Genomic DNA, 20735 nt, shown 5'->3' on the forward strand with positions numbered 1-20735 from the left:
GGGGTTCTCCGGTTTGTTTGTTGGGGTGACGTGCCGGCATGGGGGAGGGGGCTAATCGACGGTCACCACTACGGAGTGGTGTCCGGCCGCGCCGTCGGGTGCGGTTCGGGTGCGGTTTTCGGGCTGTGGCCGGCCGGTGCGGTCGGTGGCTCGGACGGTGAGGGTGTGGCCGCCCTTGGTGGCCTGCCAGGGGAAGGACCACTGGCGCCAGGTGTCGCGCGTGTCCTCGGCTGCGAGCCTGGCCTCCTGCCAGGGGCCGTCGTCGACGCGGACCTCGACCTTCTCGATGCCGCGGTGCTGGGCCCAGGCGACCCCGGCGACCATGACCGTGCCGGCCCTCGGGCGGGCGAACGGCTTCGGGGTGTCGATCCGCGACTGGGTCTTGATCGGCGCCCTGCGCGCCCACCCGCGCTTGATCCAGTAGGGGTCGTAGGAGGCGAAGGTGGTGAGTTCGAGGTCCTCGATCCACTTGCACGCGGAGACGTAGCCGTAGAGGCCCGGCACGACCATCCGGACGGGGAAGCCGTGGGCGAAGGGGAGCGGTTCTCCGTTCATGCCCAGGGCGAGGAGGGCGTCCCGGCCGTCCATCACCTCCTCCACCGGGGTGCCGATCGTCATGCCGTCGACCGAGCGGGCGACCAGTTGGTCGGCCGGCCCGCCTTGAAAGGGCGGCCGTACGCCGCACTCGGCGAGCAGTTCGGAGAGGCGTACGCCGATCCAGCGCGCGTTGCCGACGTACGGGCCGCCGACCTCGTTCGAGACGCAGGTCAAGGTGATGTCGCGCTCGATCGGCTCGCGTTGGAGGAGATCGTCGTAGGTGAGGGTGAGGGGCGGCTTACGCCCTCGCCGTGGATGCGCAGCCGCCATCTCGTCGCGTCCACCTTGGGCACCACGAGGGCGGTGTCGACGCGGTAGAAGGCGCTGTTCGGCCTTGCGGGAGGAGACCGCGTCCCGTCCGCTCGAGACGTTCAGGCTCCGGCCCAGCGCGCCGGCTCCCGCGGACGCGGCGGCGGCAGCCGTCGCGGCGATCACGAAACCACGGCGATCCCAACCCGGACGGAGTCGCGGACCGGATGGCGGGTCGGCGAGCGGGCCGGCTAGTGGATCGGCTTCCGGGTCGGCCTTCGGGGCGGGCTCCGGGTCGGGAGTCGGGGCAGTCTTCGGGGCGGGCTCCGGGGTGGTCGTCGTCCGTGCCGGTCCCCGGGGAGTCAGGCGGCCGGCCAAGGTGTGGAGCAGTGCGGCTCCTGCGATCGCGCCCGTCACGGACGGTGCGGCGTCGGAGAGGCCGTGTGCGTCCGGTCGGCCGGTGGCCGCTAGTGCTCCCACGGCTCCGAACAGCAGTACGCCGGCGGAAGCCGTGCGCCGGAATCGTAGTGCCGAAATTCCCAGAGCGAGGGCGCATAGCGCCAGCGCGGAAAGGACTCCCAGTTGGAGAACCAGCTTGTCGTCCGTGCCGAATTTAGGATCGCCCAGTCCTTCACCGCGGCGGGTGTGCGGTCGATGGTCGCGCCGCCCACCGCTACGACGGGGCTGGACTGCGGCCTCACCTGCGTCGACACCAGCTCGGCCGTGGCGAGCGCGGCGAAGGCCGCCAGTGCGCCGCTGAGCGCGCCCAGCATCGGCCGTGTCCGGCCGGGGCCGTTCCGCGGTTTCCCCTTTTCGTCCCTCACGGGGAGAATCCGGGCCCGGGGGGTCCTTGGATTGGTCGGATACCGGATTGGGTGAATCTTTTCTCCGGACCAATCCGCATCCGTATCTGCTACGGATATGAGGAGTCATGTTTTCTTATGTGGCGTCATGGGCTGATGGGGATGATGCCGAGCGGCTCGGTGGTGGGGCGGGCGGATCCGCCGGCCGGTTCGACGGTGATGCCGACCGCGATCGTTTTGCCGAGGGGGCGCTCCAGGACGAGGGCGGGGCGGCCGCCGGCGCCCGGGAGGAGGCCGGCCGGGCTCAGGCGGCCCGAGGGGGCCGCGAACCACAGCTCGTAGACCTTGCCGTCGTCGAGCGTCGGCAGGTCCGTGGCCACGAAGGCGGCCCGGTTCTCGTCGTGGGAGACGACGACCGCCGCCGAGACCCCTCCCGTGAGGCCCCCGGCGTGCACGGCGGCGTCCGGTGCGGTCAGCACGTGGGTCAGCGCGTGCTGACCGCTCTGGAGGGTCGTCGCCTGGGCGCGGGCGTCGTCGGCCCGGGTGTACTGCCAGGCGGCGAAGCCGCCGAACGCGGCGGCGGCGGCGAGGCTCGCGGCCAGTGCCCAGGAGGGGACTCGTCCGCGCCACCGTCGGCCGGGCAGGCGGTGGGTGCCTGTCTCCTGCGGGGTGCGGTCGATCTCGTGCAGGACGCGGTCGAGCAGACCGGTCGGCGGGGCGGCCGTCTCCGTGCCGGTGAGGGGGAGGCGGGCCGCCGCCTCGGTCAGCTCGGCCACCTCGCGCCGGCAGGCGTCGCACGCGCTCAGATGTCCTTCGTAGGCGGCCTCGTCGTTCGGGGGAGAGTGATCCTGCGTGCCACCTCGGGGGCGTGACGGCTGCGGGCCGGCCGGACGCGGTGACTGGCACGGGTGGAACGAACGGGGGACGTGACGACGGTGGTCATGACCGCTCCTGGAGGTACGGAGTGACGCGGCTTCACCAGGGATTCGAAGCCGCCACGGCCATGGATCGACCCGGTTCAGCGCACCGGGAAGCCGAAGGAGCAGCCCTGCTCCTTCAGCCAGGGGAGGATGCGGCGCAGGGCCTCGACGGTCTGGGAGCGGTCGCCGCCCGCGTCGTGGAAGAGGAGCGTCGGCCCGTTGTGCAACTGCCGCTGCACGGTGGCGACGATGGCGTCCGCGCCCCCGCGCTCGAAATCCTTGGAGTCCACGTTCCAGCCCAGCGGGCGCATGCCCCGGGAGGCCGCGAGCGCGCGGCTGGCCGGAGTGAAGGCCCCGCCGGGCGCCCGGTAGTACATCGGCCGTACGCCCCCGGAGGCCTCGGTGATCATGCGTTCGGCGTCGAGTATCTGCTGCGACTGGTAGGCCTCGGACTTCTTGTCCATCGCGGTGTCGTGCGAGACGGAGTGGTCGCACAGCCGGTGCCCGGCCGCGACCACCTGCTTCACGAGGTCGGGGTGGGCCTTCGCCTGCGTCCCCACCATGCAGAACGTGGCCTTCACCCCGTGCTCCCGCAGCAGGTCGAGCATGGGCGGCGTCCACACGGGGTCGGGACCGTCGTCGATGGTGATGTTGACGCCGCGCGGGCCCTTGTCGGAGGCGTGCACGATGGTCGCCGCGACCGGCCTGACCTCGTTGCTCGGCTCGGCCGACGCGGTCGTCTTCGGGGTGGCGGTGTCCGTGCCGCCGGCCTGCGCGGTCCACACCGACGCGCCGGTGGCGAGCACCGTCACCCCGAGCGCCGCCCCGATCAGCTTGCCGTACCAGTTCCGCCTGCCGCCGTGCCGTGCCATGCCCGCCCCGCCTTCGCCAAGTCCCTCGTCGCTCGCGGTCGTTCGCGACCAACTGGCAGGACGAGGAGCCGTTGCGAGGGGATGCGTCCGTTACCGATCACGGACAATCTCGGGGGAGTTCACGGACACTGGGCCGACGGCGGCCGGGCAGGGGCCGAGGGGCCATGTGCCCGAGGGGGCCGTATTGACGGCGACTTGACAGCCTCTGGGGCTCGCGGTCGACTGCCCGGCGCGGGCGGGCTTAGCGTCGAGGGGTGATGACGGCTGAAGCTATGAGACTTCTCAAAGAGCTTGCCGCCGAGGGGGTTTCGCCCTGGTGGGCGGCAGGTCCGTGGGAGCAGCCACCGGTGCTCGACGCCGTGTCGTGCGGGTTCCGCGGGATCCGGATGCCGTTCGGAGCGCCGAACGGCGTGGTCCGGGCGGCGTGCGACTCACTGCGGGAGAGCGGCGGCTTCGTGGCCTTCGCCGCGGCGGCTTTCGACGGCGGGGACGATCCGGCCGCCTGGGTGGCGGCGGCGCGCGTGCTGCGCAGCGGCGTGGACCGGCCGAACCTGCTCGTCGGGGTGCCGGCGAACCGGGCCGGGATCGACGCCGTGACCGGATGCCTCGCCGAGGGCATCGGCGTCGAGTCCACCTGCGTGTTCTCCGTACGGCAGTACCGTGCCGTGCTGGACGCCCAGCGCACGGGCCTGGAGCTGGCCCGGGCGCGCGGCGTGGACCTGGCCGCCCTGGGCGCGGCCACGTCCTGCGACCTGGGGGCGCTCGACGCGGAGGTGAACGCCCGCCTGGACCGGCTCTCCGACGGTGCGGCGAGCGGGCTGCGCGACACGGCGGGGCTGGCCACCGCCCGCCTCCTGTACCGGACGCGGGAGATGACGCTGGCCTGCGAGCGTTGGCAGAGCCTGCGCGAGTGCGGCGCCCGTCCGCCGATGCTGCTGTGGTCGCAGACGCGGCCCGAGCAGGTGCCGTCCCTGGTCAGCTGGAACACCGCGCATGTGCTGACGGTGGAGACGGCGGAGGCGGCGGCCCGCGGGCACGGGCTTCAGGGCGACACGCTGATGGGACGGCACGAGCAGGCCACGCGCGCGCTGCGCCTGCTCGCGGAGCGGGACGTGGACGCCGAGGCCGTCGGGGAGGAACTGCTGCGGGCCCGATTCGGCTGACGGCGTCGGCGGGCCCGCGGTGTCGGAGTCACCGGGGGAGGGGACATCGGGGAAGGGGGCCTCGGGGAAGGGGGCCTCGGGGAAGGGGCCCTCGGTGCCGGGGGCGCGGGGTCACCGGGTGGCCGCCGGCACCTGGGCCGGCAGCTCCGGGAACCCGGCGCCGGTCAGCGCGAGCAGCGGGGCCGCCTTGACGACGGTCTCCTCGAACTCCGCCGCCGGATCCGACAGCGCGACGATCGCGCCGCCCACCCCGTAGCGCAGCCGGCCGGGGGTGACGACGGCGGTGCGGATGACGACGCTGAAGTCGGCCGCGCCGGACAGGGACAGGTAGCCGATGGCGCCGGAGTACACCCCGCGCGGGCCGTTCTCCAGGCGGTCGATGATCTCCAGGGTCCGCAGTTTGGGCGCGCCGGTCATCGATCCCGGCGGGAAGGCCGCGCGCAGGCAGCTCACGGGGCTGCTGTCGCGGCGCAGCCGGGCGGTCACCGTGCTGACGAGCTGGTGCACGGTGGCGTAGCTCTCGACGGCGAAGACCGGGTCGGCGCGCACGGTGCCGGGTTCGGCGCAGCGGCCGAGGTCGTTGCGGACCAGGTCGACGATCATCAGGTTCTCGGCGCGGTCCTTCTCGTTGGTGCGCAGGTCGGCGGCGAGGGCGGCGTCCTCCGCCGGGGTGGAGCCGCGGGGGCGGGTGCCCTTGATGGGCTTGGACTCGACGATCCCGTCGGCCGAGATCCGCAGGAAGCGCTCGGGGGACGTGGAGAGCACGGACAGCTCGCCGAAGCGGAGCAGGGCACCGAACGGGGCGGGGCTGGTGTGCCGCAGGAAGCGGTACCCCTGCCAGGGGTCCAGGTCGCCGCGCACCTCGGCCATGTTGGTGAGGCAGATCTCGTAGCTCTCCCCGGCGGCGATCTCCTCCTGGCACTCGTCGATGAGGCCGAGGTAGGCCGGGCGGTCGTGGCGCAGCCGCAACTCGCCCAAGGCGGCGGGCGGTTCGGGCGGCAGGGCCGCGGGGGCGCCCGTGAGTCCGGCGAGCCGTCGCGCGGTGCGGTCGAGCCAGTCGCGCGCGGAGTGCGTCGCGTCGGCCTCGGCGAGGGCCAGCAGATGGGTGGTGCCCGTGTGGTGGTCGAGGACGAGGGCCCGGTCCGCGAAGACCATCACGGCGTCGGGCTCCTCGGCGTGACCGCCCGCCCGGCTGCCCGCCCCGCTGTCGGCTCGGCTGCCGGTGCGACCGCCGCACTCGGCCTTGAGTCCGTAGCCGAGGTAGCCGGTCCAGCCGAGGGCGAAGTCGCAGGGGAGCGAGGGGACTTCGACGTCGAGGGAGGCGAGGTCCTGGTCGAGCCATTCGAGGAACGGCCCCTCGACGGTCTCCTCGGACGTCGCCGACCGCACGGTGACGGTGCGGGTGGCGACATCGGCCGTCGCCACCCGGGCCAGCGGCCCCGAGGCGTCGCCCATGACCGAGAACCGGTTCCGTTCGTCGCGCCGGCTGCTGTCCAGCCAGAACGCGTGGTCGCCACCGGAGAAGAGCCGCTCGAAGAGGGTCTCGTCGTCGCAGGGGGTGGGGACTTGGGCGGTGAGGACCCGCAGCGACGGGGTGCGGGGAGCAGGCCGGGCGACGGAGGTGCCCGGAGTGGCAGTCGAGAAGTCCGGAGTGGCAGTTGAGAGGCCCGGGGCGGCAGTTGAGAGGCCTGGGGTGGCGGTGACCGCCGAGGTGACTGCGGCAGCCGGACGGGCGGCAGCCGTCGCGGCCGGTCCGACGTACAACCTCTCCTCGGCGCGGCCCACCCCCGAGCGGGCCAGTTCGTAGAAGTTGGCCAGCAGTTCGTCGCCGTACTCGGAGCAGATCGACTCCGGGTGGAACTGCACGCCCCACTGCGGTCGCGTCCGGTGCCGCAGGCCCATGACCACGCCGTCCGGCGTCCAGGCCGTGACCTCCAGGTCCTCCGGGAGGCCGGTCACGGCGAGTGAGTGGTAGCGCACCGCCTCGAACGGTGACGGCAGCCCGGTGAAGAGGCCGTCGCCCTCGTGCAGCACGGGCGAGGTCTGTCCGTGCCGGGGCTGCGGGGCGCGGCCGACGCGTGCCCCGTGCGCCAGCCCGATGCCCTGGTGGCCGAGGCAGATGCCGAGCAGCGGAAGGGCGGTGCGCTCGACGATCTCCCGGCAGATGCCGAAGTCCGCGGCGCGCACGGGATTTCCCGGTCCCGGCGAGACGACGACGCTGTCGAAGTCCGCCAGCAGCGCGGGACGCCAGTCCGGGTCGTCGTTGCGGACGACCGTCGGCATCTCGCCGGTGACGCGCGCGATCTGGTGAACGAGGTTGTAGGTGAACGAGTCGTAGTTGTCGACGAGCAGTGTGCGCATGACGGCTGGTCTCTCCTCGCCAGAACGGGCCGGTCAGTCGGTGGTCAGGATCTGGAGGAGGAGGTGCTCGACGAGGTCGTCGCCGTACTCCCCCTCCCGGACCGGGCAGCTGCCCAGCAGGCGCAGCTCGCGGCCGGTCTCGGCGGCTATGCGCTTCAGGTACGGGTAGTCGCCCCGGCTGCTGAAGTGCAGCAGGGCCCGCCCGCCGGGCGCCGTCCGGTGCGGCGCCTGCTCCAGGTAGCGGCGGTGCGACTGGTATCCGGCGTCGACGTAGGCGCGCTCGTGGTCCGACTCGTACTGGTAGTGGTCGGGGCCCAGCACGTAGTTGGAGCTCCAGAAGACGGTGTCGAAGCGCTCGTCGTCGCCGAGTCCGGCGAACAGGTCGCCGTGCACGGTTCTGACCCGGTCCGTCACGTCGTGGCGGCGGGCGTTGACGGCCGCGTTGCGCACCGCCCGGGAGTTGATGTCCGAGGCGACGACCGGGCCGTGGCCGGCCAGAGCGGCGGTCACCGCGATGACGCCCGTGCCGCACCCGATCTCCAGGAACGATCCCCGGTGCGCCCGGTCGTCACCGGGCGCGGTGGATCCCGCGAGGTCGGTGGATCCGGCGAGGTCGGTGGATCCGGTGAGATCGGCCGGCCCGGTGAGATCGGTCGGCCCGGTGAGCCCGAGGAAGTCCAGGGCGACGGCGGTCGACGGCGAGTACACCGGCGCGAACACCTCGTCGAGCAGATCCCACTCCCGCCCGGCCAGGCGGAAGACGGAGGGCCGGTCCGCACGGCCGAGGGACTGCCGGCTGCGTTCCAGCGAACGCCGGTAGTCCTGCACCCTTGTGGTGTCCCGCACTTGCGATGTGTCCGACATGAGTCCCCACCTGTTCCGGTCGGCTGGGCGGCGTCGCACTGCGCGATGCCCGTGGTGCCGAGCGTGACGGGTGGTCAGGAGGTGAAGGAAGGTGCTCCGACGACAGCACTTGGTCGCCGGGGAGGTGATCGCGTCACAGTCAAGGGTGCTGAACTGGCCTTATACCGCGTCTCGAGCGGGAACTTGTTGACCAGTGGGAAAAATTGGATTTAGCTTTCCATCGATCTTGCACATTTGCTCGGGGGGAGCCGCAGGGTGCCGACCGGTGGAGGACCGCTCGAGGAATACGCGCTCGCCATGCTCGAACTCCTGGCGAGAGAGGCGCCCGTCGAGCACTTCGAGGAACTGGTCCGGCAGGCGGCCGAGGGCGGCGCCTCCGAGGCCGATCTGGCGGGGGTCGTCGCGGCCAAGAACCGCTCCCTGGAAGTCAGACAGCTGTTCGCCCGCCGCCAGCAGCGCGAGGCCGGGCTGTCCGCGCTGGTCGACACCGCCCGCGACCTGACCCAGCCGTACACCCTGGACAGCCTGCTGGCCGTGATCACCCGCAGGGCCCGGCTGCTGATGGGCCTGGACATGTCGTGGGTGAGCCTCCCCGGCGACGACGGAACGTCCTGCGTCCGGGCCGCGGACGGCCACGCCTCGGCGATCACCGTCGGGTTCAAGGTGCCGAGCGGCGGCGGCGTCGGACGGCACGCCCAGCAGCGGTCCGCGCCCTTCTGGACGTCCGACTACATGCGGGACGAGACCTTCGTCCACAACGAGGCCATCGACCATGTGGTGCGCTCCGAGGGGCTGCGGGCCATCATGGCCGTCCCGCTGCGCCACGAGCACTCGACGCTGGGCGTGCTCTACGTCGCGGACCGCAACATCCGTCACTTCCTGCCCCACGAGATCTCGCTGATGACCTCGCTGGCCGATCTCGCGGCCGTCGCCATCGAACGGACCCGGCTGCTGGAGCGGACCCGGACCGAGGTCGCGGAGCTGACCGGCGACGTCTCGCAGGCCATGGACTCCTCCGCCAGCGCGCGCAGGCTGCACAGCGTCCACCGGAGCCTGATCGACCTGGCGCTCGGCGGCGATGAGCTGACCGCCCTGGTGGAGCGGGCGGCGGCGGAACTGCGCGGAGCGCTGCTGGTGCGCGACACCGTCAGCAAGGATCTCGCGCACACGGAGGACTTCCCCGCCGTTTTTTCGGGCACCGGTTCAACCCGCGTAGACAGCGCTCTCACAGGCCGCGATCTCACAGACAGCGCGGTGATCGACGGCGCTCTCGTCGACCGGATCTGCCTGGACGCGCAGGCCGCCGGCGGGCTCGTGCAGATCGACGACGGCGCGGGCGGTCTGCTGTCGGCGTGCCCGGTCACCGGCGGTACGGAGAGTCTGGGCACCCTGGTGCTGAGCGGCGAGCGGGCCCCCTCCGAGGAACAGGACCAGTTACTCGGCCTCGTCGCCCAGGCCGTCGCCGTCCAACTGCTGATGCAGCGCAGCACGGCGGTGGCCGAAGGCCAGGTCAGGGACGAGCTGTTGCACGATCTGCTCCATGTCTCCCAGCTGCCGCCGGGGCAGCTCGCGGCCCGGGGCCGTCGGCTCGCGGTGGACCTCGGCGAGCCGCACGTCATCGTCGTCGTCCGGCCGGAAGGCGGTTCGCAGAGCCGGGCCAACGCCTGGGCGGCGTCGTACGCGCACCGGCTGTCGGGGCTGAAGTACGTCGACGGCGGCCATATCGTGCTCCTGCTGCCGGGCGAGGATCCGGCCGGGTCCGCCCGCGCGGTGCAACGGGAGCTGTCCGCCGTGCTCGGGCACCCGGTGACCGGGGGCGCGGCGGGGCCGTCCGGCGCGCCGGACGACGTCCGGCACGTCTACCGGGAGGCCCAGCGGTGCCTGGACGCGCTCACCGTGCTGGACGGCACGGGCGGCACGGCGTCGCCGAGGGAACTCGGCTTCCTGGGGCTGTTGTTGTCCGAGAGGCAGGACGTCACGCGGTTCGTCGGCTCGGCGATCGGGCCGGTGCTGGACTACGACCGCCAGCAGTCGACGGAGCTGCTGCGGACCCTGGAGTCGTACTTCGCCTCCGGCAGCAGTCCCACGAGGGCGGCGGAGCTGCTGCACGTCCACCCGAACACCGTCTCGCGGCGGCTGGAGCGGATCACCGATCTGCTCGGCCCGCACTGGCAGGAGCCCGCTCAGGCCCTCGAAGTGCAACTGGCGCTCCGGCTGCACCGCACCCGGCACCTCCTGGCGGACGCCGACGGTGACGGTCATAGCAGCGGCGGCGGCAGCGGCAGCGGCGGCGGAAGTGGCGGCAGCGGCGGCGGCGGTGGCAGACGACCGCCCGGTCAGGCGCTGCGGGCCTCCTGGACGTCGAACACGCCGTAGTCCGCGTCGGCGAGCGCCCGCGCGGCGTAGGCGACCGAGGCCAGCGTGGTGTGCCGGTGCCAGCCCCTGAACGACCGGCCCACGAAGTCCCGCAGCCCGGCCTGCTGACCCGCCGTGGCGCAGTCCCGGGTCACCCGCCGGGCGAGCTTGGTCAGCCGCAGCAGGGCCGGCACCGGCGTGCGGTCCAGGTCGGTCAGCCAGAACTCAGTCGGCGGCCGGCGGGGATCGCTCCACTCGCCGATCAGCAGCCCCGGCCGCCCGTCGTCCCCGCCGGCCCGGGGCAGGGTCACCGGGACGCCCACCACCAGCGAACTCCGTACGAGCGTGGGGCCGTCCAGCGGATCGGCCCACCGTACGGGCCGGCGCAGCGCCCTGACCGAGTCGGCGACGCGCCCCGCGCTCAGCGGTCCCGCGCCGAAGCCGGGCAGCGACGGCTCGCGCACGGTCACGGCGGTGGCGCCGGAGACCCTCACCAGCAGCGGCACCCCGGCCTCCTGGTACCGCCGTGTCGTCGCGGCCAGGTCCGGGCCCGCCGCCCCCAGCACCACGGGCCGGCGCGGAACGCGCCACTTGAGCGTGGACCGCACGACCGCCGCCGCGCACTCCTCGGGCGTCTCCTCGACCACGCCGTCGGGGATCTCGGCCCGCCGTCGCCGTTCCGGGTCGCGGATCCAGCCGCCCGGCAGGTGCAGCCGCCAGTTGACGGGGGCGCTCGCCTGCTCGGAGGCGAACCACAGGCCGAACGCCTGCTGCCCGTTGTCCGGCCGGCCGGGGCGCGGCACCAGGTGGCGGCCGACGCCCACCGAGTGCTCGCCGACCTTGGGGATCGCCATCGGCTGGACCACCCAGGCCGACGGCGGCATGGCGTCCTGGAGGTGGCGGGCCAGCTCCTCCCGCATCGGCGACCAGGACCAGGTGGAGGAGGCGATGAGGTGGTGCAGGCTCTGCTCGGCGGCCCCGCCGCCGACGGCGGAGGCGATCCGGCGCACCGACTTGCGGCCGTCGGCGGCGAGCAGCCCGCGCACGTACTGCTCGGCCCACCAGCGCTGGTCCTTCCGGCGCAGCGCCCGGGGGAACAGGGCGGCGGACAGCTCCGCGACGATGTCCGCCGGCGGGTGGACGGCCGCCCACCCGGGGTCCGTCCAGGGTCCGCTGAAGACGGCTCTGCTCATGGTCACGCCTGCCTCTCGCCCGCTGACTCCTGACGCCTCCCACACTGCCGAGTCGCCCGGCCGCCCGAGGAGGTGTCGCGGGAACCCTGTCGGGCCGCCGCGGTGGTGGCCGGACCACCACCGGCGCCCTCGAACACCGGCCGTCCGGGCCCGAGCCGACTCCGCGGCGGTGGTCCGGCCACCACCGCCGGGCGGGGTCCTCCCCTTCATCAAGGGGCGACCTGACGGACTTTCCCGGACCTGATGAGGATCCGGGGCAGCGCTTGAGGCGCCCCCGGCCCGCTCCACACAGTGAGTGCCGTGATCAGCGCTCGGCACCGGGCCCCGAACAGCGGGGCGCCCGCATCGAGCCGAGTCCTCGTCCCACTGTCCGGGGGTAGTCCATGCCGTCACCGCACCTCGCCGACGCCGTCGGCGCGCACCGAGAGAAACACCCCGACCGGGTGGCACTGTCCTGCTGCCACCGGAGCGTCACCTACCAGCAACTGGACGACCTCACGCGGACGTTCGCCGGCCGGCTGGAGCGGCTGGGCATCGCCCCGGGCACCACCGTCTGCGTTCCGGCGCACAAGACGCCGGAGACCGTCGCCCTGCTCCTGGCCGTGTTCCGCGAGGGGCTGGTCGCCCTCGTCCCCTCGCCCGACCTCGGGGCCGAGGCGCGAGTCCGGCTGAGCCGGCGGGCGCGTGCCTCCTACCTGCTCGTCGCGGACGAACAGGGCGTCCTGTCGGCCGAGCCGACAGCGCCGGACGAGTCCGAGGCGGCGGGGTTCGCGCCTCCCGACCCGGCCCGCACCCGGCTGCTGCTCACCACGTCCGGCTCCACCGGAACCCCGAAGATCGTGCCCGTCCCCGTCGACGGCTTCACCGCGTTCGCCGACTGGGCCGCCGACGCCTTCCAGCTCACCGGCGACGACGTCGCCCTCTCCTACGCCCCCCTCAACTTCGACCTGGCGCTGCTCGACGTATGGACGTTCCTGCGGCTCGGCGCGCATGTCGTCCTGGTCGGCAAGGAGCATGCCGCGGACGCCCGGCATCTGCGGGAGCTGGTGGCCGGGCGGGGCGTCAGCTTCGTCCAGGGCGTTCCCCTGCTCCACCGGCTGCTCGCCCGGGACGCCGGCGGGGTGTACCCCGCGGTCCGTCAGGCCGTCCTCACCGGCGAGGCGATGCCCGCCGACCTGCTGCCCCCGGTGTTCGCCGCGTACCCCGGGGCGAGGCTGCACAACGTGTTCGGCTGCACCGAGACCAACGACTCGTTCATGCACGAGGTCTCCCGCACCGAGGCGCCCGAACGGCTGCCGATCGGCCGCCCCCTGCCCGGGGTGCGCGCGCTGGTCGCCGGCGCCGACGGAACGCCGCTGGACGGCGCGGGCGGCGGCGAGCTGCTGGTGTCGACGCCGTTCCAGACCGACGGCTATCTCCAACGGTCCCTGAACGAGAGGGCGTTCACCGATATCGACGGCCGTACCTACTACCGGACCGGCGACCTCGTCACCCGGTCCCCGGACGGTCTGGTCCACCTCCAGGGGCGCGCCGACTGGCAGGTCAAGGTGCGCGGCATCCGCACGAACCTCCAGGAGGTGGAGGCCGTCATCGCCGGCCACCCCGACGTGGCCGAGGCGGTCGTCGTGGCGCTGCCCGACGACCGGGCCGGGGTCCGGCTGCACGCCAGGGTGACCCGGCGTCCCGCCGCCGCGCTGACCGGACTCGGCCTGCGCAGCCACGCCGGCGCGCGGCTGCCACGGCACGCCATCCCCTCGTCCGTCCACATCACCGACCAGCCGCTGCCCCGCACGTCCACGGGCAAGCCCGACCGCGACCGGATCCGCACCGACCGCATCAAGGAGACAACGACCGTATGACCGCCCAAGAGACAGCCGACGAGATCCGCGGCTTCATCGCCGCCGAGTTCCTCGCGGGTGAGGACGCCTCGGACCTCACCGACGACTTCGACATCGTCGCCTCCGGAGTGATCGACAGCCTCGGCCTGGTCCGGCTGGTCTCGCACATCGCGACCGCCTACTCGGTGCCGATGGACGGCCTCACGATCAAGCCGGACGACTTCCGCACCATCGCCGCGATCACCGAACTGATCGGCGCCCACTCCGAGTCCGTCGCGGCCTGAGGGCCGGACCCCGCCGCACGCGTCCTCATCTCCACCCCCACACCCGCACCTGTCTTTCCCTCCCTTCCCACCATTTGAGGAGTACTCCTGTGTTCACCCGCAGCGTCGACGACGTCGTCCCCGTCGAGTGGGGCAACGGCACCAGCCACCGGCTCCTGGTCGAGGCCGACCGGATGGGCTTCGCCTTCGCCGTGACCCTGGTGCGCCGGGGCACGACCAGCGCCCTCCAGTACCGCGACCACCTGGAGGCCTGCTTCTGCGTCGAGGGCTCCGGCGAGGTCGTCGAGAAGGACGGCACCCGGCACAAGATCATGCCCGGCACGATCTACGTCCTCGACCAGCACGACCCGCACTACCTCATCGCCTCCGACTACGAGGACCTGCACCTGGTCTCGGTCTTCAACCCGCCGATCGTCGGCAACGAGCGGCACACCCTGTCCGAGGACGGCTTCTCCCAGTACTGACCGGCGCCGGCCCCGCTTCGAGGAGTACAGCCATGTCCGACCAGCCACCGCAGCTCGACCTCCTGCATCTGACGACCCCCTGGGCCGAGCGGCTCAACGCCGACCTCGAGGAACTGGACGGCAGGGCCGAGTTCTCCCGGCGCAAGTGGTCGGCCGTCCAGGAGTCCGGGATCCTGCGGACCCCCTTCGATCCCGTCCACGGCGGGCACGGCCGGTCCCTGACCGACACCATGATGGCCCTGGAAGGACTGGGCCGCGTCTCACGCGACTCCGGTCTGTCCTTCTCGGCCTCGACCCAGATCGTGTCCGTGGGCGTGCCGCTCCAGCAGTTCGGCGACCACGATCTGAAGGAGCGTTACCTCCCGAAGATCGTCTCCGGCGATCTGATCACCGCGCACGCCATCACCGAGGAGTCCGGCGGCTCCGACGCCATGAACATCTCCACCACCGCGGTGCGCGAGGGCGATCACTACGTCGTCGACGGCGGGAAGATGTTCATCACCAACGCCCCGGTCGCGGACCTCTTCCTGCTCTACGTCCGCACCGGTCAGCCCGGCCCGTTCGGCCTCACCTGTCTGCTGGTCGAGGCCGGCACGCCCGGCCTGGAGGTCGGGCCGGCGATGGACAAGATCGGGCTGCGCACCAGCCCGGTCGGCACCCTCGCCTTCGAGGGGCTGAGGGTGCCCGTCTCGCACCGCATCGGCGGGGAGGGCGCCGGGTTCCTCGTCCTCGACCACGTCATGAAGCGCGAGGTGCTCTTCTCCTTCTCCATCACGCTCGGCGAGATGACCCGCCGGCTGACGGAGACCATCCGGTTCGCCCGGGACCGGACCCAGTTCGGCCGGCCCATCGGCAAGCACCAGGCGATCTCCCACAAGATCGCCGACATGAAGATCCGCACCGAGACCGCCCGGAAGTGGCTGCACGACACCGGGACGAAGGTGGAGTCCGGTCAGGACGCCGCCGTCGACCTCGCCGCCACCAAGACCGTCGTCTCGGAGGCGAACGTGCAGAACGCCCTGGACGCGGTCCGCATCCACGGCGGACGCGGGGTGCTCACCGCGCACGGGGTCGAGCGCGCACTGCGCGACTCCGTCGCCGGAACCATCTACTCCGGGACCAGCGAGATCCAGCGCACCCGGATCGCCGGCCTCCTCGGCCTCTGACCAGGGAACGAGCCCATGACAGAAGTGCCCAGCAGTCTCAGCAGTCAAAGCAGCCTCGGCGGTCTCGGCAGTCTCGACGAGCTGACCGAACCGACCGAGTTCCTCGACTACGAGTCCGAGGCGGTGCAGACCTTCATCGACGGCGTCGTCGACGACCGCTCCGCCGACCGCCGCGCCAACGCCGTCAAGCTCTACTACGCGGTCCGCGACACCGTCCACTACGAGGTGTACGGCGCCGATCTGTCCCGCGAGGGGCTGAGGGCGTCCCGCACCGCCACCGCGAAGTCCGGCTTCTGCCTGCACAAGTCGGCCCTGTTCGCCGCCTCCGTCCGCGCCCTGGGCATCCCGTCCCGGCTGGTGTACGGCGACGTCCGCAACCACCTGGCCTCACCCCGCCTGATCGAGCACATCGGCGGCGACGTCTTCTTCCACGGCCTGACCGAAGTCCACCTCGACGGCCGCTGGGTGAAGGCCACCCCCGTCTTCAACAAACTGCTCTGCCAGCTGTACGGCATGGCGCCCCTGGAGTTCGACGGGCGCTCCGACAGCCTGTACCACCCGCACGGCAGCGGCGCCGCCATGGAGTTCCTCAAGGACCACGGCGCCTTCGACGACCTGCCCTACGAGTTCGTGATGACGTCCATGCGCACCGCGCACCCGCGGTTCCTGGAAGGGACCAGCACCGTCCGGGGCGGTTCGCTCGCATCGGAAGCCGGTCCGTCGTCCGGGGCCGGTCCGTCCGTGGCCGCTCCGTCCGTAGCCGGTCCCTCGTCCGTAGCCGACCTTTCGCCCGCCCTGAATCGCTGAGGAGTCCGACCATGAACGCCACCACCGCGGCGCCCGCCGCCGGCCCCGCTCTGCTGGACATCGACGAGGAGGTGCGCGAGGCCCTGCACGAGGGACGCCCGGTCGTCGCCCTGGAGTCCTCGGCCATCCCGCACGGACTGCCCTACCCGGCCAACCTCGACCTGGCGCTCGACATCGACGCGGGGGTCCGCGCGGCGGGCGCGGTCCCCGCCCGGATCGCGCTCCTCGACGGCCGGATCCGCGTCGGCATGACCAAGGAACAGCTCGAACGCTTCGCCACCGATCCGGACGTGCCCAAGGTCAGCACCCGGGACATGGGCATCACCCTGGCGCGCGGCGGCCCCGGCGCCACCACCGTCTCCTCCTCCCTGGTGGCGGCCGAGCTGGCCGGCATCCCGGTGTTCGCGGTCGCGGGCATCGGCGGCGTGCACCGCGACGCCCCGGACACCTTCGACATCTCCGCCGACCTGACGCAGTTCACCCGCAGCCGGGTCGCCGTGGTGTGCGCGGGCGCCAAGTCGATGCTGCACCCCGCCTGGACGGTGGAGTGGCTGGAGACGGCGGGCATCCCCGTGATCGGCTACCGCTGCGACGACTTCCCCGCCTACCTGAGCGTCAGCAGCGGCGTGCGCAACCCGCACCGGCTCGACGACCTGCGGGAGATCGCCGCCGTCACCCTCGCCCACTGGCGGGCCGGGAACGACACGGCGGCCCTGGTCACCCATCCGATCCGGGACGAGGACGGCATCCCGTCCGCCGACATCGAGGACGCCCTCGCGGACGCCACCGCCCAGGCGCGGGCCGCCGGGGTCACCGGTCCCGCGATCACGCCGTACCTGCTGAAGGCGATAGCCCGGGCGACCCAGGGACGCACCTCGGCCGCCAACCGGTCCGTGCTGCTGTCCACCGCGACTGTCGCCGGGGAGTTCGCCCTCCAGCTCGCCGCCGAGGTCGCCGGGCACGCCGGGGCGCGCTCATGACGGCGTACGAGCGGCCCGCCGCCGTCCTGTTCGATCTCGACGGCACGCTGCTGGACACTCCGGGGGCCATCGCCGGCGTGCTGCACCGGGTGCTGGAGGGCACGGGCCGTCCGGACGTCCCGGCGGAGCGGGTGCGCGCCACCGTCGGCAAGCCGCTCACGGCGGTCTTCGCCGAGCTCACGGGGCTGACCGAGGAGCACCCGGAGGTGACCGGCGCGGTCGCCCGGTTCCGGGAGCGGTTCCGTGCGGAGGTCGTGCCCGGGGCCGCCGGCCTGGTCTTCCCCGGGGTGCCGGAGCTGCTGCGCCGGCTGCGGGACGACGGCGTGAGGACCGCGATCTGCACCAGCAAGATCAGGGACAGCGCGCTGGAACTCCTGCGGCCCGCCGGTCTCGTCGAGGAGTTCGACGCCATCGTGTGCCACGGCATGGCCCCGCGCGGCAAGCCCCATCCCGACCTGGCGCTGCTCGCGGCCCGGTCGGTCGGCGTGGCACCGGAGCGGTGCGTGGTCGTCGGCGACGCCGTGGACGACATGCGGATGGCGACGGCGGCCGGCATGGACGCCATCGGCGTCTCCTACGGGGTCGCCACGGCGGCGCAGTTGACGCAGGCGGGCGCGGGGCTGGTGGCGGACACGGTCGGCGCGCTGGAAAGGGCGCTCGGCCGCACCCCGGCTCCGGCCCCGGCCCCTTCCTGACCTGCACTCGCCCTCGCCCTCGCACTTGAGACCCAGCTGCTTCACCGAACACAGCAGCCCCACCCACCCCCGTCCAGGACGACCAGAGAACCAGGCGGTCACCCCACCATGACTCTTCCGACCCCACCCTCCGCGCCGACGGCGTCCCGCAGCCCCGTCGGCGGCCTCATCACCCTCTCCGCGGCCCAGTTCCTCATCGCGCTCGACTTCTCCGTCATCTTCGTCGCCCTGCCCGACATCGGCTCCGACCTGACGCTGTCCGGCAGCGCCATGCAGTGGGTCGTCAGCGCCTACTCCGTGTTCTTCGCCGGCTTCCTGATCGTCGGCGGCCGGGTCGGGGACCGGCTCGGCGCCCGCAAGCTGTTCATGGCCGCGCTGGTGCTCTTCGGCGTCGCCTCGCTGCTCGGCGGCCTCGCGGCGAACGCCGCGCTGCTGCTGATCGCCCGCGGCGCCCAGGGCGTCGCCGCGGCCTGCCTCCAGCCGTCGATCCTGGCCCTGGTGAACACCACGTTCCCGGCGGGCCGGGAGCGCACCCGGGCGCTCGCGGTCTGGGGGACGGTCGGCGCCAGCGGACTCGCCGCGGGCGTGGTCATCGGCGGACTGCTGACCACCCTGTCCTGGCGCTGGACGTTCTTCGTGAACCTGCCCTTCGCCGTGCTGTGCGCGCTGGCCGCGCCCCGGTTCCTGCCCGGGAGGCCGGAGAAGGCGGAGCAGGGCCGCACCGCCGCCCTCAACGTGCTCAACGCCGTGCTGTGCACCGCCCTGGTGCTCGTCTCCGTCCTCGGTCTCACCCTGGCCGCCGACATCGGCTGGACCGCGCCGCTGACGCTGTCCAGCTTCCTCGCGGGGGCCGTTCTGCTGGTGCTGTTCACCCTGCGGGAACGGGGCAGCGGGCAGCCGCTGGTCGATCCTGCGCTGCGGCGCACCCGCAGCCTCGTCATGGGCTGCTGCTCCTCCGCGCTGTACATGGCGAGCGTGGCGGGTGTGGAGTTCTACCTGGTGACGCTGCTGCTCCAGGACGGCCGCGGCTTCGAGCCGCTCGCCGCGGGCATGGCGTTCCTGCCGCTCGCCGCGTGCATCACCTTCGGGAACATGATCGCCGGGAAGCTGGTGGGCGTCCTCGGCGTGCGCCGCTGCCTGACGCTGGCGTTCGCGGTCGGCGCGGCCGGACTCCTGCTGCTGGGCCTCTCCGCGCGCCAACACGACTACGTCGTGGGGATGTTGCCCGGTCTGATCGTCAGCGGACTCGGGCACGGCATGATCTACACCTCGATGTTCGTCGGCGGCACCCGTGACGTGGACGACCGCAACCAGGGCGTGGCCGGGGCGCTGATGACCACCACCCAGTACGCGGGAGGCGCGTTCGGTGTGGCGGCCCTGATCCTCGTCCTGGGCACGGACCCCGGCGACGGGGCGTTCCGCACCGGCTTCCTGCTGGCCGGCGGCATCGCGGTGGCCGGCGCGGCCCTCGCCTGGCTCGGCTTCGCACGCGACACGAAGCCCGCACCGGACCGAAAAGCCACATCAGCGGACGGCGTCCCGGCCACAGCGGCGGCGGGTGAGGCCCGATGACCGCGGGGCGGATCTCCACACGACCGACGACTGAACAGCCGGCGACCGAAGCACCGTTGACCGCACGGTCGGCGACCGAAGCGCCGTTGGCCGCAGGGCCGTTGGCCGAAGCGACGGCGACCGGAGTGCCGGCGACCGGAGAGCCGGTGGCGGAAGCGCCGTTGACCGGAGTGCCGGTGGCCGCAGGGCCGGTGACCGAAGCGCCTTTGGCCGCACGGCCGGTGGCCGAAGTGCCAGGGACCGGAGTGCAGGCGACAGGAGAGCCGGTGGCCCAAGCACCGGTGGCCGCAGGGCCGGTGGCGGAAGCGCCGTTGACCGGAGTGCCGGTGGCCGCAGGGCCGGTGGCCGCAGGGTCGGTGACCGAAGCGCCTTTGGCCGCACGGCCGGTGGCCGAAGTGCCAGGGACCGGAGTGCCGGCGACCGGAGAGCCGGTGGCCCAAGCACCGGTGGCCGCAGGGCCGGTGGCCGAAGCGCCGGCGACCGGAGTGCCGGCGACCGGAGAGCCGGTGGCTGCACAGCCGGTGGCCGAAGCGCTGGTGACCGGAGCGCCGGTGGCCGCAGGGCCGGTGGCCGAAGCGCCGATGAGTGAAGTGCCGGCGACCGAAGCGCCGTTGACCGCACGGCCGATGGCCGGGACTGCCGCTCGGTTGGGCATTCTCGTTATTCACAACGATCCTGTTCCCGAGACCGAGATCTGGCGTATGGCCCCTGAGGGCGTCTCCGTGCACACCGCCCGCTTCGAGTGCCCACGGCCCGCCGACACCGAGTACGTCGGCAGCCCCGCCGGGGCCCTCGCCAACGCGCCCGACGTCGTCCGGGGGCTCGATCAGCTGGGTCGGCTGGGCGCGCACAGCGTCGCGCTCTGCTTCGGGTCGAGCAGTTTCTTCGGAGGGCCTTCCTTCGACGCCGAGTTCATCGCGGAAGCCGCCGCGCACGCCCACGGCCTGCCCGTGTACACGGCGGCGACGGCCATCACGGCCGCCCTGCGGGCGTCCGGGGTACGACGCCCGCTGCTGGTCATGCCGCCCTGGTTCACCGAGCCGACGTTCCGGGCCACGGAGGAGTACCTGAGCGAGGTCGGCGTCGAGCGGACCCGGTTGGTCCAGTTCCGGCTCGGGGCCGAGTGGGAGGGCGTCGTCCGCTACAACGCCTTCGACGAGGGCGCCCATTGGACGATCGACCCCGCCGAGGTGTACCGGCAGGTCGTCGAGGCGTTCCACGACCCGGACCATCCGCGCCCCGACGGCGTCCTGGTGCCGGGCAGCGGCTTCCCGTCCCGGGCCGCCGTCGTCCCGCTGGAACAGGAGCTGGGCGTTCCGGTCATCACCTCGAACCAGGCGGTCCTCTGGTACGGCCTGCGCCATGCCGCACCGGAGACCGCCCCCGAGACCGCCCCCGAGACCACCCCCGCATCCCCTCACGGAAGCCTCTTCGCCCGCCCGCTTCCGTGAGCGGCGCCGTGCGCTTTGCGAGGGCGCGGCGCGGGAGTTGCCGTGCGATGTCGTTCCCGTGACGACTGCGTCATATGTGTCCATCGGTCGGACATAAGGCA

General features: G+C 72.8%; 16 protein-coding genes and 1 pseudogene. 11 read left to right on the forward strand and 6 right to left on the reverse strand.

The annotated features are described in order from the left end of the window. Window positions 1-51 precede the first annotated feature (51 nt). From ACFYX4_RS33545 to ACFYX4_RS33555, 3 genes and pseudogenes are all read right to left on the reverse strand, one after another. Window positions 52-1619 (reverse strand): annotated as a pseudogene (locus tag ACFYX4_RS33545) (molybdopterin-dependent oxidoreductase). Window positions 1620-1795: 176 nt separating this feature from the next. Then, on the reverse strand, window positions 1796-2425 hold the full coding sequence (locus ACFYX4_RS33550; RefSeq protein ID WP_389341395.1) for an anti-sigma factor: 630 nt from the start codon (window positions 2423-2425) through the stop codon (window positions 1796-1798). Window positions 2426-2667: 242 nt separating this feature from the next. Continuing rightward, complete coding sequence (locus tag ACFYX4_RS33555; protein WP_389341398.1) at window positions 2668-3441, reverse strand: polysaccharide deacetylase family protein; 774 nt, start codon at window positions 3439-3441, stop codon at window positions 2668-2670. Between the two features lie 272 nt (window positions 3442-3713). On the opposite strand from ACFYX4_RS33555, the gene ACFYX4_RS33560 reads away from it, so the two are divergent. Continuing rightward, on the forward strand, window positions 3714-4604 hold the full coding sequence (locus ACFYX4_RS33560; protein WP_389341401.1) for a transaldolase family protein: 891 nt from the start codon (window positions 3714-3716) through the stop codon (window positions 4602-4604). 111 nt (window positions 4605-4715) lie between these two features. Here ACFYX4_RS33560 and pabB read toward each other — a convergent pair whose 3' ends face one another. Beyond that, window positions 4716-6965 (reverse strand): aminodeoxychorismate synthase component I, encoded by a 2250-nt coding sequence (gene pabB, locus ACFYX4_RS33565; RefSeq protein WP_389341404.1) that lies wholly within the window; start codon window positions 6963-6965, stop codon window positions 4716-4718. Window positions 6966-6998: 33 nt separating this feature from the next. Further along, window positions 6999-7829, reverse strand: coding sequence for a methyltransferase domain-containing protein (locus tag ACFYX4_RS33570; RefSeq protein WP_389341407.1), 831 nt, complete (start codon window positions 7827-7829; stop codon window positions 6999-7001). Between the two features lie 255 nt (window positions 7830-8084). Here ACFYX4_RS33570 and ACFYX4_RS33575 point away from each other — a divergent pair, with 255 nt between their 5' ends. Next, window positions 8085-10205: a helix-turn-helix domain-containing protein gene (locus ACFYX4_RS33575; RefSeq protein WP_389341410.1), complete on the forward strand. Its 2121-nt coding sequence runs from the start codon at window positions 8085-8087 to the stop codon at window positions 10203-10205. Here ACFYX4_RS33575 and ACFYX4_RS33580 read toward each other — a convergent pair. Then, a complete protein-coding gene (locus ACFYX4_RS33580) occupies window positions 10166-11377 on the reverse strand; it encodes an IS701 family transposase (RefSeq protein WP_389341413.1) in 1212 nt (403 codons plus the stop codon). The two genes, ACFYX4_RS33575 and ACFYX4_RS33580, sit on opposite strands and share 40 nt — an antisense overlap. Before the next feature lie 383 nt (window positions 11378-11760). Here ACFYX4_RS33580 and ACFYX4_RS33585 point away from each other — a divergent pair, with 383 nt between their 5' ends. From ACFYX4_RS33585 to ACFYX4_RS33625, 9 genes are all read left to right on the forward strand, one after another. Next, window positions 11761-13236, forward strand: a complete 1476-nt coding sequence (locus tag ACFYX4_RS33585; RefSeq protein WP_389341416.1) for an AMP-binding protein — start codon at window positions 11761-11763, stop codon at window positions 13234-13236. After that, the gene (locus ACFYX4_RS33590; RefSeq protein WP_389341419.1) at window positions 13233-13499 is read left to right on the forward strand and encodes an acyl carrier protein; all 267 of its coding nucleotides are present in this window, start codon (window positions 13233-13235) and stop codon (window positions 13497-13499) included. The genes ACFYX4_RS33585 and ACFYX4_RS33590 overlap by 4 nt, the downstream gene beginning before the upstream one ends. 89 nt (window positions 13500-13588) lie before the next feature. Further along, complete coding sequence (locus tag ACFYX4_RS33595) at window positions 13589-13963, forward strand: ectoine synthase (RefSeq protein ID WP_389341422.1); 375 nt, start codon at window positions 13589-13591, stop codon at window positions 13961-13963. A 32-nt stretch (window positions 13964-13995) separates the two neighbouring features. Next, the gene (locus ACFYX4_RS33600; protein WP_389341425.1) at window positions 13996-15129 is read left to right on the forward strand and encodes an acyl-CoA dehydrogenase family protein; all 1134 of its coding nucleotides are present in this window, start codon (window positions 13996-13998) and stop codon (window positions 15127-15129) included. Between the two features lie 15 nt (window positions 15130-15144). Further along, complete coding sequence (locus ACFYX4_RS33605; protein ID WP_389341428.1) at window positions 15145-15936, forward strand: transglutaminase family protein; 792 nt, start codon at window positions 15145-15147, stop codon at window positions 15934-15936. Window positions 15937-15947: 11 nt separating this feature from the next. After that, a complete protein-coding gene (locus ACFYX4_RS33610) occupies window positions 15948-16916 on the forward strand; it encodes a pseudouridine-5'-phosphate glycosidase (protein ID WP_389341431.1) in 969 nt (322 codons plus the stop codon). After that, window positions 16913-17611 (forward strand): HAD family hydrolase, encoded by a 699-nt coding sequence (locus tag ACFYX4_RS33615; RefSeq protein ID WP_389341434.1) that lies wholly within the window; start codon window positions 16913-16915, stop codon window positions 17609-17611. The genes ACFYX4_RS33610 and ACFYX4_RS33615 overlap by 4 nt, the downstream gene beginning before the upstream one ends. 108 nt (window positions 17612-17719) lie before the next feature. After that, window positions 17720-19183: an MFS transporter gene (locus ACFYX4_RS33620; protein ID WP_389341437.1), complete on the forward strand. Its 1464-nt coding sequence runs from the start codon at window positions 17720-17722 to the stop codon at window positions 19181-19183. A 701-nt stretch (window positions 19184-19884) separates the two neighbouring features. Beyond that, window positions 19885-20634: a hypothetical protein gene (locus ACFYX4_RS33625; RefSeq protein WP_389341440.1), complete on the forward strand. Its 750-nt coding sequence runs from the start codon at window positions 19885-19887 to the stop codon at window positions 20632-20634. The last annotated feature ends 101 nt before the right edge of the window (window positions 20635-20735 follow it).

Origin of the sequence: Streptomyces sp. NPDC002328, assembly GCF_042890065.1 — a bacterium.
Classification (GTDB): domain Bacteria; phylum Actinomycetota; class Actinomycetes; order Streptomycetales; family Streptomycetaceae; genus Streptomyces.